Here is a 13,633-nt window from a genome sequence, read left to right on the forward strand (position 1 = left end):
TCCTCCCGCTCCCCCTTCCATGCTCGCCGCGCCGGAGCGCCCGGCGGGTCCGACCGGCGGACGGAGCGTGCGGGCGGTCCGGAGGACCCCGGGGTCGACCGATCGGCTGATGCGCTCGCGCGGATCAGGCCTCGTACTCGGTGAGGTCGATGCCGTGGACCCGCACGGAGGTCCCGTACCGGGGGTCGGTGGTGTCGCGTTCCATCACCATGCCCAGCTTGCGGATCACGTTCTCGGAATCGGTGTTGCTCATCCGGTTGATCGCGACGACCCGGTCCAGGCCGCGGTCCTGGAGCGCGAACTCCAAGGTGGCGTGGGCGGCCTCGGAGGCGTAGCCCTGGCCCCAGTACTGGCGGCCGAGGCGCCAGCTGATCTGCACGTCCGCCCGGGCGTCCGGCAGGTTCTCCAGGACCGAGAGGCCGACGGCGCCGATCAGCTCGCCGGAGCCGAGGAGCTCGACGGCGAAGAGCCCGAAGCCCTCGTCGTCCCACTCCTCCTCCCAGCGCTCGATCTCCTCGGCCGTCTCGTCCAGGCCGAGGGTGGAGCCCTCGCCGATCCAGCGCATCACCTCCGGGTCGGCGTTGATCTCCGACAGGGGGACGAGGTCGTCGTCGGTCCAGCGGCGGAGGAGGAGTCGGGGGGTACGGATCTCGGTCATGCCCCACATCCTGCCGAAATTCCGCCGACCAGCGGTAATCGGCCGTTGCGGTGGTGTTGCGGGTTCGTGGCAGGCGCCGCGGGAAGGTTCCCGCGGCTCGCCTCGGACCTCTACGGTCCGTGGGAACCGCGACCAAGGAGTGCTCCTGCCATGTCCTTCGATCTGTCGGACGAGAACCGGTACGACCGCACGCGCCTGCGGCAGTGGGCGCGCGGCCGCGCCCGCTCCGCCGGGGTGGACCGCCGTGATCTGCTGAGGCTGTTCGCGGTGGGCGCCGCCGCCGGATCGCTGGGCGTGGCAGCGGGCGGCGCCACGGCCTCGGCGGCGCCGGCCGCGGCGGGCGCGCCGAACGTACCCCTCGCCGACCCGGTGCCCCGTACGGTCAAGGCGCTGCCGCCCGAGCTGTTCACCCTTCGCGGTACGAATGCGGAGACGAACTTCGCGGCGCTGCGCGGCACGGGCCCGCTCACCCCGATCGACCGGTTCTTCGTCCGCAACCACACCTCGACCCCGCGGATCGACGCCGCCGGATGGCGGCTGAAGGTGTGGGGCGACGGGCTGGCGGGCGGCCCGCTGGAGGTGTCGTACGAGCGGCTGCGGGCCCTGCGTCCGGTGGAGCGGACGCTGTTCATCGAGTGCGCGGGCAACGGCCGGAGCTTCTACAGCACGCAGCAGGGCCAGCCGGTCACCGGCACCGCCTGGACCCTGGGGGCGATCGGCGTCGCGCGCTGGCGCGGCGCACGGCTGTCGGACGTGCTGCGCCTGGCGGGCGTGACCCGCGGCGCCGTGGACGTGCTGCCGAGCGGGCTGGACGACGAGGTGGTCGCGAACGGGGTGAACCTGGGCCGGGTGCGGCGCCCGCTACCGGTCACCAAGGCGCTGGACGACGTACTGCTGGCCTACGAGATGAACGGGCAGCCGCTGCCGCCGGACCACGGCGGGCCGGTCCGCCTCGTCGTACCGGACTGGGTCGGGATCTCCTCGATCAAGTGGGTCGGGGACATCGAGGTGAGCGACGAACCGCTGTACTCGCCGTGGAACACCGACATGTACCGGCTGTTCGGGCCCGAGCACCCGGCGCAGGGCGGCGAACCGCTGACCCGGCAGACCCTGAAGAGCGCCTTCGAGCTCGAGCTGGGGGCCACCGTCCCCGTACACCGTTCCCGGCTGCTGACCGGCCGTTCCTGGTCGGGAGCGGCCACGGTCACCCGGATCGACGTCAGCACGGACGGCGGCGGCCACTGGCGGCGCGCCCGGCTGCACGACGCTCCGCGCCGGGGCGGCTGGGTGCGCTGGTCGGTGCCGTGGACCCCGCGGGCCAGGGGTGCGACGTCGCTGCTCGCGCGGGCGACCGACGCGAGCGGGCGGACGCAGCCCGATCGGTCGGTCCACAACACGCAGGGCTACCTCTTCGACGCGGTGGTCCGCCATCCGGTGACGGTGGTCTGACCGGGGCGGGGTCTTCGCGCTCAGGGAGCGTGGAAGGCGACCTCCGGAGCGTCCGGGGACGGGCCGTCGAGCACGGGCTGCGGGCGGCCTCCGAGGTGCTGGTCGAAGAAGGCGGCGACGTAGCGCCGGGTCAGTTCGACGGAGCGGGCACCGGGCAGTGGAGCCTCCTCGTCGGGAAGGCCCAGCTGTTCGCCGATCGCCGGGAAGTCGGTGAAGGTGAAGTGGCCGGAGCCGGCGAAGGTGATCCAGCGCTTCCAGCCGTCGAGCAGCGGCCAGTCGCGGTCCCAGCTCGCGTTGCCGCCGGGACCGCGCTGCTGCGCGCCGAGCAGCATGAAGGGGCGTCCGCCGAGTCCGGCCGCGGGGACCGGCGTGGAGAATCCGCCGTCCATGTTGATCCCGGCGCGGATCCTTCGGTCGGCGGCCATCGCGGCCGCCGTCGAGGAGCCGCCGATGGAATGGCCGGCCATCGCGATGCGGCCCTGGTCGATGAGTCCGGCGTGGCGCCACACCGGGTTGCGTCCGGTGAGGCGGTCCAGGAGGAAGGACACGTCGCGGGCCCGGGTGTCGCCGACGGTCCGGTAGCCCGCCTCGTCCTGGACCTTCTCGCAGGCCAGGCACGTGAGTACGCGTCCGCCGGGGAAGGCGGTCCCCACGCTCTCGTACGCGTGGTCCACGGAGGCGACGACGTAGCCGCGGGAGGCCAGGTCCTCGGCGAGCGCGGTGAGCGTGGAGCGGTGGACGGTGAAGCCCGGGGAGAGGACGATCAGCGGGTACCGGCCGGCGACGGGCCGGGCGCCCGTCCGGTCGTGGTTCAGCGTGCCGGTCAGGGTCTCGACCGGGATCACCTGGTCCAGCCCTCGGTCGACCAGCAGCAGCCGGGCCTCCTCGGGGGTGAGGTAGCGGGTGGTCCGGCCGCTGTCCTGGCGCGCCGGGTAGCGCATGGAGACCATCAGCTCGCGCGGCCCGGACCCGGCCCAGGGGTCGGTGCGGCTGCGGTCCACCAGGTGGAGGTCCTCCCGGCCGACCGCGAAACGGCCGGTGGGACGCGGGAGTTCCACCGTGGTGCGGCGGTTGTCGGTCCCCACCGTCCCGGCGCCGACGGAGGAGTCCGCGGCGAACGAGGTGCCGGCGCCGATGAGCGGGAGGGGCAGGAGGATCGCGGCCAGGGTCAGGGCGGCAGTGGTTCTGCGGATCTTCATGAACTTCACGCTATGCGTGCGGTTCTGGTGGATCGTCAGCCTGTGAGGTGCATCCGCCGTCAGTCCGCGGACGGAGACGGGGGCGCCGGGTCACTCCTGAGGCGTAGCCACACTGATGGCGTCGAGCTTGCCCCGCAGGTAGGTGTGCGAGTCGACGGGTTCGTGCAGGATCCGGCCGACCGGGGCGGGCAGCGACTCCACCCGGGTGTGCGGGTCGCATTCGTAGAAGTAGACGAGGGAGATCAGTTCCTCGGACGGGGTGTCGGCGGGCGGCGGCAGTACGCGGTGGCGGCCCGCGCGCCAGCGGTCGCCGGTCCAGCGGGCCATCAGGTCGCCGATGTTGACAGTGAGCGCCGCGGGGTCGTAGGGCGCGTCCTGCCAGCCGTCCGCGTCGGTGTGGATCTGGAGCCCGCCCGCGCCCGGCTGCCGGTCGAGGACGGTGACGGTGCCGAAGTCCGTGTGCGCCCCGATGCGGAACTGGCCGGGCAGGGGCGGGCCGACGACCTCGGTGCCCGGGTACCGGTTGAGGTTGAACCCCCAGGTGGGGTGTGAGGTGTGGCGGGTGAAGTGGTCCTCGGCCAGGCCCAGGGCGACGGCGAGGAGCTCCAGCAGTTCGTCGGAGAGGGACCGCATCAGACGCAGGTACTCCGTCACCAGCGGGCGGAGCTCAGGCACTTCGGCGGGCCACACGTTGGGCACGAACCATTCGGCGTCCACCGAGGGGGTTCCGGTGGGGTCCTCGGCCGCGAAGGACCAGGACTCCTTGAGGTCGGGCGGCGAGGCGGCCCCCTCCGCGTAGCTGTTGGCCTCCGCCCCGGGGCCGAGCCAGCCGCGGCCGCCGACCGGGACGGCGTACGGAGCCTTCGCACTCGCGGGCAGCCGGAAGAACCGGCCCGCCGCCTCACGGATCCGTGCGGGCAGCGCGGGGTCCACGCCGTGCCCGGCCACCAGCAGGAAGCCGGCCGCGCGCAGGGCCTCGTCGACACGGGCGGCCGTACGGGCGCGGACCTCGGGTCCGCCGGACCGCCACGGCCCGAGGTCGATCACGGGAATCTGGGATGCGGCCATGGGAGACCTGCCTTCCGGGGCTGCGGGCGCGTCCGGGACCGAGGCTATCGCCGCGCGCCACCGGAGGGGATCGCCACGGAGCGTGATTCTCGGACACCTTCTGTGTGCATTTGCCGCCGTGGATCGCGAGGATCGTCACGAGAAGCACCAGAATGGGAGGGGCAGCGGTGGTTCACCAGGGACGGAGCGAACGGTGGAGATTTCGACGAAGGAAGTCTTCGGGGCCCCGTGCTGGGTGAGCCTGATGACGCGCGACCTCGGCACGGCCCAGCATTTCTACGGTTCGGTCGCGGGCTGGAGGTTCCGCCCGACCCGTCTCGGCGAGGCGTTCTCGGTGGCGTACCAGGGCCGGGTACCGGTCGCGGGCATCGGGGCGCTGGCCGCGGACCTGGGCGTCGCCGCGGCATGGACCCCGTACTTCGCCGTCGACGACGCCGATGTGGCGGTGGACCGGATCCGGGAGCGGACGGGCACGATCGCGGTCGGCCCGGTCTCCTTCGCGTCCGGCGGGCGCGCCGCGCTCGTCGCCGACCCGGACGGCGCGGTCTTCGGCATCTGGGAGGGCAACGTGGAGGCGGACTGGCGGGTGGGCCGGGGACCCTCACCCGCCTGGCTGGAACTGCGCACCAGGAACGCCTTCGACGCGGCGATCTTCTACGGCGCGGTGCTGGAGTGGGCCACCGGCCGCGCCGGCTGCTGCGAGGTCTCGTACGAGGAGGACCAGGTCGTGCTGCGGCAGGACGGCGAACCCGTCGCCCGCCTGAACAGCGGACCCGTGGAGATCGCCTCGTACTCCCCGCACACCAGGCCCCGCTGGCACGTCCACTTCCGTGTGCCGAAGCTCCGGCCGGCGGTGGAGGCCGCCCTCTCGCTGGGCGGGCGGCCCGTCTCGGACGTCACCTCGAACGCGACGGAACGGTGGGTGACGCTCCGCGACCCGGACGGGGCCCTGTTCACCCTCACCACGGCCCTCGGGTCGGACCCGGACTGACGGGCCCCGGCCCCGCGCCGTCCTCGCGGCCTCGGCTCACACTCGGTGACGCTTCGAGATGCGGGCGCACGGCAGTCCTGGTTCGCTGAATCCGCCCGCTCTCCCCCAGATCCAAGGAGCGATCATGAGCGTTTCAGGCGAGTCCCGTGGCCGGTCCCAGCAGATGCGCGCCAAGGCCCAGGAGCTGAATGCCGCGGCCGAGCGTTCGACCGACCCGGAGGAGCGCCGTCGGCTGAAGGAGAAGGCCCGCCGCCTCCAGGAGCAGAGCGAGCAGGAGGGCCGTATGGACGACCGGGGCATGGACCCGATGTAGCCGTACGCCTGCGCCTCCCTCCTCCACCCGCACCGCACCGGCCGGTGTCCGCCGCGATCCCCGTCGCCGCGGACACCGGCCGCTGCGCGGTCGCGCGGCCGGGGCCGGGGCCGGGGCCGGGGCCGGGGCCGGGGCCGGGGCCGGGGCCGGGGCCGGGGCCGGGGCCGGGGCCGGAGGCACCCTAGAGCCGGACGTTCCATTCGGCCGTGGAGCGCAGAGTGCGGACGACCTTCGGGTCGCGGACCGACGGGGTGCGGTCCTCGGCCGTGACCGACAGGCGGTGCGTGCGCAGGTCGAAGAGCCACAGCTCCGCCACCGAAACCTCGGTGCGGCCCTGGAAGCGCTTCAGCTCCCGTCCGTCGAGGTACCAGCGGACCACGAACTGGCGGCCGTCCGCACCGGCCAGCCTCGGCACGGACGCCTTCGCCGTGTGGCGCAGCCGCAGGGTGCGGTCGGTCGGGGTGAGCGGGGTGACGATCCGTGCGTGCTGGTAGAAGCCGCCGATCATCGATTCGACGCCGGGCAGGTTGAAGGGCTTGCCGAGGACCCGCATGAGCGAGTTGTCGGTGGGCCGGTACAGCCCGGTCACGAAGTAGTTGCCGCCCTCGTACGCCCCGACCGTGCCGCCGTCCGGTGATTCCTCACCGAGCCAGCGGTACCACTTGGCCCGCTGCGTGGCCATCCGGTCGGCGGACAGGACCGAGCTGTTGGATTCGGCGGGCTCGGGGCCGGTGTACTTCTCGTAGTCCGGGACTCCGGGGTAGAAGTATTCGTCGGCGAGCTTGCCGAGGGAGTGGCCGGTCTCGTGGATGGCGACCTGGCCGGACTTCGGGTGGCCCGCGGAGGCGGTCGATATGCCCTCGTAACCGAGGGTGGCGCTGGGCTCGTTGTAGCCCGCTCCGCCGTACTTGGCGCTGTTGGCCAGGACGATGACGAGGTCTGCGGCGGGCGCCTTCGCCACATACGAGTCGACCTTGGGCTGGTCGATGCAGAGCAGCCGCTCGATGTTCTCGCACCAGAAGTACGAGCCGAGGGCGGTGTCGCGGACGGCGGCCGGGTCCGGGTCGCCGGAGACTCCGGATTCGCGCGAAACGGCTTCGACCGTCCAGACGTTGAAGAGGTTCCGGTACGTGGTGTAGGGCTCGACGGCGGTGACCTCGGCCCACTTCTGCGCAGCGTCGGTGTGGAACCGCCCCAGTTCGGCGGCGGTGTATCCGTCCCCGATGACCACGACGTCGAGGCGGTCGGCGGTGGAGCCGTTGTCGATCATCTTGGCGACCTCGCCGTCGGCCTCCTGCTCGGCCGGTGAGAGCCTGTTCGAGGCCTTGGCGGGGCTTCCGGCGGCCGGTACCCGGGCGTGGCCCGATCCGGCGTCGCCGCCGTGCTCCGGCCCCGGTATCTCGACCTCGATCCGGGACCCCGCGGCGTCGGTGGCGGCGGCGTCAGCGGCGCCCACGGGACCGGCGGCCACCAGCGCGGCGGTCGCGCAGATCGCCGCGAGGGCGCCGCGCCACACCGAACGTCCGGCCGTACGTCTGACTGGATCCATGAAGTCCTCCCCGGGGAACGGAAGTTAAGCAGTTTGTTAAGTCCAGTGAATCGATTGCTTAAACTAGGTGGCGCGCGAGAGGTGCGCAATGCCTGCTCCCCCTGAATACTGGGGAGTTCGAGCAACCAGGGGGATTCCATGGACGAACCGGCCCGCATCGGCCGCAGGGTTCAGCGCATGCGCAGCGAACTCGGCCTGACCCAGAGGCAGTTGGCCGAACCGTCCTACACCTCGGCCTATATCTCCACACTGGAGTCGGGCAAGGTCCGGCCCTCCGAGACCGCCCTGCGCTTTCTCGCCACCCGCCTGGGCACGTCGTACGAGGAGCTGACCACCGGCCGCCCCGCCCACCTGGCGACCGAACTGCGGCTCGCCCTCACCGACGCCCAGCAGACGCTGGCCACCGGCGCGGCCGACGAGGCCGCGGAGCGCTACCGGCGGCTGCTCGCCGAGGCGGAGCAGCTCGGACTGGTCCGCGAGCAGGCGGAGGCACGGCTCGGCCTCGGCGACTGCGCGCTGGAGTCCGGGGAACTTCCGGACGCGATCGGCCACTTCGAGGCCGCCGAGCGCCTCCTGGTGGACGAACCGCTCCCCCGCCGGGCCCGGCCGATCCGCGGCCGCGCCGTCGCGCACCTGCTCGCGGGCGAGCTGCGCTACGCCTGCTACCTGCTCGAATCCACCATCGACGAGCTGGGCGCGAGCGGGCTGTCCGACCCCGAGGCGCTGGTGCTGCTCAACGCCGCGATCATCGGGCCTTACCTCGACATGGGCGCCCACGCCCGGGCCGCCCGCGCCGCCGAGCTCGCGCTCGCACTGGCCCCGCAGGTCAGCGACCCGGCGCTGGTGGCCGGCATGCACCGGCAGGTGGCCCGGACCTTCCTCGCCGGGGGGCGGGTGGCCGAGGCCGACGCCTCACTGGCCAAGGCCCAGGAGATCTACGGGCAGCTGCGTCTGCGGACCGATCTGGCGCACTGCCACTGGATGCGCGGCTACGTCCAGGCACAGAACGGCGAACTCGCCTCTGCGGAACGCGAGTTGCGGATGGCCCGGGACATGCTGTCGGCCCGCCGCGCCGGGCTCTACACGGCGCAGGTGGAGGTCGAGCTGGCCGACGTACTGCGCCAGCTCGGCCGGTACGAGGAGGCCGCCGGGCTGCTCTCGGCGCTGCTGGAACTGGGGGACAGTCACGGCGCCGTGCACGCGGGCGGAGCGCACCGGCTCCTCGGCCTGATGGCCGAGGAGCGCGGTGAGTCGGAGTCCGCCGAGGAGCACTACGTACAGGCGCTGGCACTGCTGGAGCGCAGCGGGGCCACGGGCGATCTCGCGGACCTGTGCCGGCTGCTGGGCGATCTGCTGCGGCGCACGGGCCGGGTCGAGGCCGCCATGGACGCGTACCGCACGGGCCTGGGGCACCGGGCGGCACCCGGCACCACCACCCTGGGCCCTGCGCCTGCCGCTCCCGCGCCGAGGCCCGACCGGGTCAGTGGTTCTCGGTGGGCCGGAGGTCCCGCGGAATGAGGGTCCAGGTCGTGGCCGCCGCGGCGACCGCGAGTACGCCGGCCAGCAGGAACGCCGGAGTGATCGCCAGGGTGTAGGCGTGCGAGGCCGTGTCGAGCAGCGCCTGGCCGACGGCGCCGCCGAGGCGTTCGGCGGTGTGCGCGGCCTCACCGACGGAATCCCGTACGGCGGCAGCGCTCGGGTCGTCCAGCTCCAGGGCGGGCAGATTGCCCCGGTAGAGCACGGCCGCGGTGGAGCCGAGCACGGCGACGCCCATGGCCGAGCCGAGTTCGTAGCAGGTCTCCTCGATGGCGGCGGCGCTGGAGACCTCGGCGGCGGGTGCGGCGGAGACCAGCGTCACGGAGGCCACGGTGGTGGCGAGACCGGCACCGAGGCCCATGACGGTCAGGGCGGCCGCGAAGGCCGGGTAGCCGAGGTCGGTGAACTGCTGGAAGGTCCAGGGCAGCGCCATGCCGACGGCCAGGACGACCAGCCCGGCACCGAGCACGTGGCGGATCGCGAAGCGCTGCATCAGCGAGGGGGCCACCATCGAGGCGGCGATCAGCGCGAGCGGGGCCGGCAGCAGGCGCACGCCGGCCTCCAGGGGCGTGTAGCCCTCGCCGTACTGGAACCACTGGGTGACCAGGAACAGGATCGCGCCCATCCCCACCATCGGCAGGAAGATCGCGGTGGCGGCGACGCTGAACGCGGGCTTGGCGAACAGCCGTACCTGCAGCAGCGGGTTGTCCAGGCGCAGCTGGCGGCGTACGAAGACGGTCAGCGCGACCGCGGCGAGCAGGAGCAGGGCCCAGGGCATCGGGTCCGCCATGCCGCTCTTGCCGAGCTGCTTGATGCCGCCGGCGAGGGCGAGCATGCCGACGATCGACTGGCCGACGCCCCACCAGTCCCAGCGGCCTGTGCTGCGCGGGGAGCGTGACTCGGGCAGGTAGCGCAGACCCGCCGCGACGATGACGGCTGCGACGGGCAGGTTGAGGAGGAAGGCGGAGTGCCAGCCGTAGTCCTGGACCAGGAGCCCGCCGACGACCGGCCCGAAGGCCATGCCGCCGCCGAAGACGGCCGCCCAGACGGCAAGCGCGAAGGCGCGCTCCTTGGCGTCAGTGAAGACGGTCCGCAGGATCGACACGGTGGACGGCATGATGGCCGCGCCGCCGACGCCGAGCAGAGCACGGGCCGCGATCACGTGCCAGGCCTCGGTGGAGAACACGGCTATGAGCGAGGCGAGCGAGAAGATGCCGAAGCCCGCCATGAGCAGCCGCTTGCGCCCCCAGCGGTCGCCGAGCGCACCCGCGGTGACCAGCAGTCCGGACAGGGCGAGCGCGTAGACGTCGATGATCCACAGCTGCTGCACGGCACCCGGCCGGAGGTCACCGACGAGCGAGGGGAAGGCCACGTTGAGGATCGTGGTGTCCATGGAGATGAGCAGGAGGCTGCCGGAGAGGATCGCCAGGACGATCCACCTACGGGGGTCCAGCGCGGGGGTGTGCATGAAGTTCCGTTCAGAGGTGCGCACGGCGCGCACGGCGGTGAGGTGTTTCAGGGCGCGGGAGCGCCGGCGGGGGGCTGCGCGACCGGCCGCGTCCCGCTGAGGAATGAGGTCAGGACCAGGTGGCCGATCTGGCGGGGGGCGAGGTGCCCGTCGCGCACGCCCTCGGCGGCCGCGTCGAGCAGGCCCCAGAGCGAGTACCAGATCCAGTACGGCGGCAGGTCGGCGCGCAGTCGCCCCAGCCGCTGGCCGAGGGCGAGGAAGGCCAGAGCCCGCTGGTCCTGCCGGTCGACACCGGCCCGGAACTCCGGGTCCGCGAGGACGGTGGCGTCCCGCGAGGTGAAGCCGTAGAGGTGCGCGGCGGGCATCAGGGCGATGACCAGTTCTTCGAGGGCGGCGTCGAAGGCGGCCGCGTCGGCGCTCTGTGCGAGGTCGAGCGGGGCCAGGCATCCGTCGACCACCTCGATCGCCCGGACGGCGACGGCCTTGAGCAGGGCCTCGCGGGTCGCGTAGCGGCGGCTCAGCGTGGCGCGGCTGGTACCGATGCCGGCGGCGATCTGCACCATCGAGGCGCTGTGATCGCCGGCGAGGACGCGGGCGGCGCCGTCCAGCAGTTCTTCTTCATTCACCATGACTGAGCCTCCTTCGCGTCGAACGATACAAGATTGTCTCATCCGAGGCAAAGACTGCTCCCTCGACAGGCCCGCATGCGTTCTCTTTTGAAAATGGGATTCGTTTTCGTATACTGCTCGCATGGCACGCAACGAACTACGCCCGATCGTCAAGCTCCGCTCCACCGCGGGCACCGGCTACACCTACGTGACCCGCAAGAACCGGCGCAACGACCCCGACCGCATGGTGCTGCGCAAGTTCGACCCGGTCGCCCGCCGGCACGTCGACTTCCGCGAAGAGCGCTGACCCAGCCCCAGCACCCCAGCCCCAGCACCAGCACCCTCCCCCACTCCCCCTCCTCTGCAAGGAGCGCACCGTGAAGCCCGGAATCCACCCCGCCTACGGCCCCGTCGTCTTCCGCGACAAGGCCGCCGACTTCGCCTTCCTCACCCGGTCGACCGCCACCAGCGACAGGACCGTCGAGTGGGAGGACGGCCGCACCTACCCCGTCATCGACGTCGAGATCTCCTCGCAGAGCCACCCCTTCTACACCGGCACCGCCCGCGTCCTGGACACCGCCGGCCGCGTCGAGCGCTTCCAGCGCCGCTACGGGAGCAAGGCGTGAGCCTGCCCGTCGTCATCGTCGGCGGGCTCCACGGCGAAGCCCGCCGCAGCGCGGTGCGGGAGCTGCTGGCCACCGTGCCCGGCAGTGTCGCCCTGCACCACGACCTGACCGCGGCGGCCGAGGGGACCGTACGGCGCCTGGTGCGCGACGCCTCGGGCGAGCTGTCCCGGGGCGAGGCCCCGCTCGTGGGCGACTGCGCGTGCTGCGCGCTGCGCGCGGACCTGCTCCCGGAACTGTGGCGGCTCGCCGCGGACGGGCGGACCCGGCTCGCCGTCGTCGAACTGTGGGACTCCGTCGAACCGCGCGCGATGGCCGAGGTCGTGACCGCGCACGGCGGTGAGGCACTGAACCTCACGAACGTCATCACCGCCGTCGACCCCGCCCTCGTCCTGCCCTACCTCGCCAACGGGGACGACCTGGCGGAGGTGGGGCTCGCCGCGGCCCCCACCGACCGACGGACCGTCGGGGACACATGGGCGCGGCAGCTGGAGTACGCGCCCGCCCTCGCCCTCGTCGGCAGCGCGGACGCCGCCGCCGGGGACCGCGCCCTGCTGGCCCAACTGCACCCCACCGCCCGGCGGGTGCACACCGGCTCCGGGGAACTGGCGCGGCTGGCCTTCGCCGGCTTCGACACCGAGGCGGCGGCCGCCGCCCAGCACCCGGCCTGCGCGCTGCTGCCCCAGGAGGCGGACGAGGCCGGCGTCTCCACGCTCGTCTGGCGCCGCCACCGCCCCTTCCACCCGGAGCGGCTCCACGAGGCCCTGGAGGACCTCGCGGCCGCGGCCACCCGCAGCCGCGGCCGCTTCTGGCTCGCCGACCGCCCCGACACCCTGCTGGCCTGGGACTGCGCGGGCGGCGCGCTCTGCGTACAGAGCAGCGGCCCGTGGCTGGCCTCGCTGCCGGACGCCGCGTGGGAGCTGGTACCGCCCGTACGCAGGGCGGCCGCCGCCCTCGGCTGGCATCCCGAGCACGGCGACCGCTGCCAGCACCTGGTCTTCACCGCGCCGGACCTGGACCGCGAAGGCCTGGTAAGGCTCCTGGACGCGTGCCTGCTGACCGAGGCCGAGTTCGCCGCCTGCCGGCAGGCATGGAAACACCTCCCGGCCGTCTTCGACGCCTTCCTCGACCCCATCTCCTGACGAGTGAGGGTCGGTGGCCCGCGCGCGAGAATGCTGTCGTGGCCCAAGACGAACAGAACGACATAGAACCGTGTTCATTCCTGACGCACGTGACGGAGGTGGCTCGGCTGCTGGGTGCCGAAGGCCTCGCCATCGAGCCGGACGACCGGTATGCCCGCAGCCTCGCCCTTGCGGTGCGCAAGCCACTGCTCGAACTCGATTGCCTGCCCGAGGAGATGTTCGCCCCCTTGATGGCTGCAGCCGTGTACGACCCGGATCCGAGCTTTTGCCGCTGGTTCGTCGAGCCGGCGCTCTACGCGTTCGGACGCCGCCGGGTGATGGCGGCCTTGGTCGACCGCCTTCGGAACGGCACGGATGCCGAGCGAGCGGGCGCCGTGCGCGCCTGGTACAGCGCCCATTTGTCTTTGCGTGCAGATCGATCCCCGGCGTACGGGCCCGGTGGCGTACGTGATCCCGCTCTGGACGAGTCGGAAGACATCAAGGACGCCTGGCTGGAGGTCTCCATGCAGGTGTTCGCCGAGGCCACCGATCTGCGCATGCTCCACCGCGTCCTGCTGGCCCTGCCCAACTCCCCCACGGCCTACCCGCCACGCCTGCACGAACTGTTCGAGAGCACACTCGCATCCGCCCGGGCTCATTCCGACCGGCACATCCGCGGCTGGGCCGCCGGCGACCGAGTCTGAGCCGCGTCGGTCAAGCGTCGCCCGTTGCGCGGGCGCGGGCACCCGAACGGGTGCGGCCCGGGGTCTGGGCCCGTTGGGGGTGGCGGCGGACGTACTCGTGCTCCAGCTCGTTCATCCGCTTCGTGTGAGTGACCAGGGCGTCGTCCGACCCGTGCAGCAGGGTCTCGTGGCGCGTGCGGTGAATGGCCTCCAGCTCCTTGAGCAGCCGGCCCTCCTCCAGTTTCCGCGCCGCCGGGCCGCCGTCGTGCTCCGTCATGGCACGTACACCTCCTCCACCGGGCCGCAGGGTCACACCCCCCATCATCCCCCGCACCCCCGGGCAGGGCCTCCGGACGGAGTAGACACT

The 13,633-nt window shown here is 72.7% G+C and carries 15 protein-coding genes; 8 read left to right on the forward strand and 7 right to left on the reverse strand.

All coding sequences use genetic code 11. The features are described from left to right. Nucleotides 1-124: 124 nt before the first annotated feature. The gene (locus OG373_RS02440) at nucleotides 125-658 is read right to left on the reverse strand and encodes a GNAT family N-acetyltransferase (protein ID WP_189965211.1); all 534 of its coding nucleotides are present in this window, start codon (nucleotides 656-658) and stop codon (nucleotides 125-127) included. A gap of 150 nt (nucleotides 659-808) precedes the next feature. On the opposite strand from OG373_RS02440, the gene OG373_RS02445 reads away from it, so the two are divergent. Next, nucleotides 809-2,107 carry a sulfite oxidase gene (locus tag OG373_RS02445; protein ID WP_405435449.1) on the forward strand — a complete coding sequence of 433 codons (1,299 nt, stop codon included), beginning with the start codon at nucleotides 809-811 and terminating at the stop codon, nucleotides 2,105-2,107. Nucleotides 2,108-2,127: 20 nt separating this feature from the next. Here the strand turns inward: OG373_RS02445 and OG373_RS02450 are convergent, their stop codons facing one another. Beyond that, entirely contained in the window at nucleotides 2,128-3,306 is a 1,179-nt protein-coding gene (locus OG373_RS02450; RefSeq protein ID WP_405435450.1) for an alpha/beta hydrolase family protein, read from the reverse strand. Nucleotides 3,307-3,396: 90 nt separating this feature from the next. After that, on the reverse strand, nucleotides 3,397-4,374 hold the full coding sequence (locus OG373_RS02455; RefSeq protein WP_405435451.1) for an isopenicillin N synthase family dioxygenase: 978 nt from the start codon (nucleotides 4,372-4,374) through the stop codon (nucleotides 3,397-3,399). A gap of 244 nt (nucleotides 4,375-4,618) precedes the next feature. Here OG373_RS02455 and OG373_RS02460 point away from each other — a divergent pair, with 244 nt between their 5' ends. Both OG373_RS02460 and OG373_RS02465 read left to right on the forward strand, forming a co-directional pair. Continuing rightward, nucleotides 4,619-5,365 (forward strand): VOC family protein, encoded by a 747-nt coding sequence (locus OG373_RS02460; RefSeq protein ID WP_405443908.1) that lies wholly within the window; start codon nucleotides 4,619-4,621, stop codon nucleotides 5,363-5,365. Nucleotides 5,366-5,489: 124 nt separating this feature from the next. Next, on the forward strand, nucleotides 5,490-5,678 hold the full coding sequence (locus OG373_RS02465) for a DUF6381 family protein (RefSeq protein ID WP_189965219.1): 189 nt from the start codon (nucleotides 5,490-5,492) through the stop codon (nucleotides 5,676-5,678). Between the two features lie 181 nt (nucleotides 5,679-5,859). On the opposite strand, the gene OG373_RS02470 is transcribed toward OG373_RS02465, so the two are convergent. Continuing rightward, entirely contained in the window at nucleotides 5,860-7,227 is a 1,368-nt protein-coding gene (locus OG373_RS02470) for a M64 family metallopeptidase (RefSeq protein WP_405435452.1), read from the reverse strand. A gap of 138 nt (nucleotides 7,228-7,365) precedes the next feature. Here OG373_RS02470 and OG373_RS02475 point away from each other — a divergent pair, with 138 nt between their 5' ends. Then, on the forward strand, nucleotides 7,366-8,745 hold the full coding sequence (locus OG373_RS02475; RefSeq protein WP_405435454.1) for a tetratricopeptide repeat protein: 1,380 nt from the start codon (nucleotides 7,366-7,368) through the stop codon (nucleotides 8,743-8,745). Here OG373_RS02475 and OG373_RS02480 read toward each other — a convergent pair. Both OG373_RS02480 and OG373_RS02485 read right to left on the reverse strand, forming a co-directional pair. Next, nucleotides 8,708-10,255: an MFS transporter gene (locus OG373_RS02480; RefSeq protein ID WP_405435456.1), complete on the reverse strand. Its 1,548-nt coding sequence runs from the start codon at nucleotides 10,253-10,255 to the stop codon at nucleotides 8,708-8,710. The two genes, OG373_RS02475 and OG373_RS02480, sit on opposite strands and share 38 nt — an antisense overlap. Nucleotides 10,256-10,278: 23 nt before the next feature. Beyond that, nucleotides 10,279-10,860: a TetR/AcrR family transcriptional regulator gene (locus tag OG373_RS02485; RefSeq protein WP_189965226.1), complete on the reverse strand. Its 582-nt coding sequence runs from the start codon at nucleotides 10,858-10,860 to the stop codon at nucleotides 10,279-10,281. 121 nt (nucleotides 10,861-10,981) lie between these two features. Here OG373_RS02485 and rpmG point away from each other — a divergent pair, with 121 nt between their 5' ends. The 4 genes from rpmG to OG373_RS02505 all read left to right on the forward strand — a co-directional run bounded on the left by rpmG (nucleotide 10,982) and on the right by OG373_RS02505 (nucleotide 13,287). Beyond that, nucleotides 10,982-11,146 carry a 50S ribosomal protein L33 gene (rpmG, locus tag OG373_RS02490; protein WP_405435458.1) on the forward strand — a complete coding sequence of 55 codons (165 nt, stop codon included), beginning with the start codon at nucleotides 10,982-10,984 and terminating at the stop codon, nucleotides 11,144-11,146. 70 nt (nucleotides 11,147-11,216) lie between these two features. Beyond that, nucleotides 11,217-11,465: a type B 50S ribosomal protein L31 gene (locus OG373_RS02495; RefSeq protein ID WP_405435459.1), complete on the forward strand. Its 249-nt coding sequence runs from the start codon at nucleotides 11,217-11,219 to the stop codon at nucleotides 11,463-11,465. Further along, nucleotides 11,462-12,604, forward strand: a complete 1,143-nt coding sequence (locus tag OG373_RS02500; RefSeq protein WP_405435461.1) for a CobW family GTP-binding protein — start codon at nucleotides 11,462-11,464, stop codon at nucleotides 12,602-12,604. Before OG373_RS02495 ends, OG373_RS02500 begins: the two co-directional genes overlap by 4 nt. Nucleotides 12,605-12,642: 38 nt before the next feature. Continuing rightward, a complete protein-coding gene (locus tag OG373_RS02505; RefSeq protein ID WP_405435462.1) occupies nucleotides 12,643-13,287 on the forward strand; it encodes a hypothetical protein in 645 nt (214 codons plus the stop codon). A gap of 10 nt (nucleotides 13,288-13,297) precedes the next feature. Here OG373_RS02505 and OG373_RS02510 read toward each other — a convergent pair whose 3' ends face one another. Further along, nucleotides 13,298-13,543 carry a DUF6158 family protein gene (locus tag OG373_RS02510; protein WP_405435463.1) on the reverse strand — a complete coding sequence of 82 codons (246 nt, stop codon included), beginning with the start codon at nucleotides 13,541-13,543 and terminating at the stop codon, nucleotides 13,298-13,300. Between the last annotated feature and the right edge of the window lie 90 nt (nucleotides 13,544-13,633).

The organism is Streptomyces avidinii, from assembly GCF_045161815.1.
Taxonomy (GTDB): Bacteria; Actinomycetota; Actinomycetes; order Streptomycetales; family Streptomycetaceae; genus Streptomyces; species Streptomyces avidinii.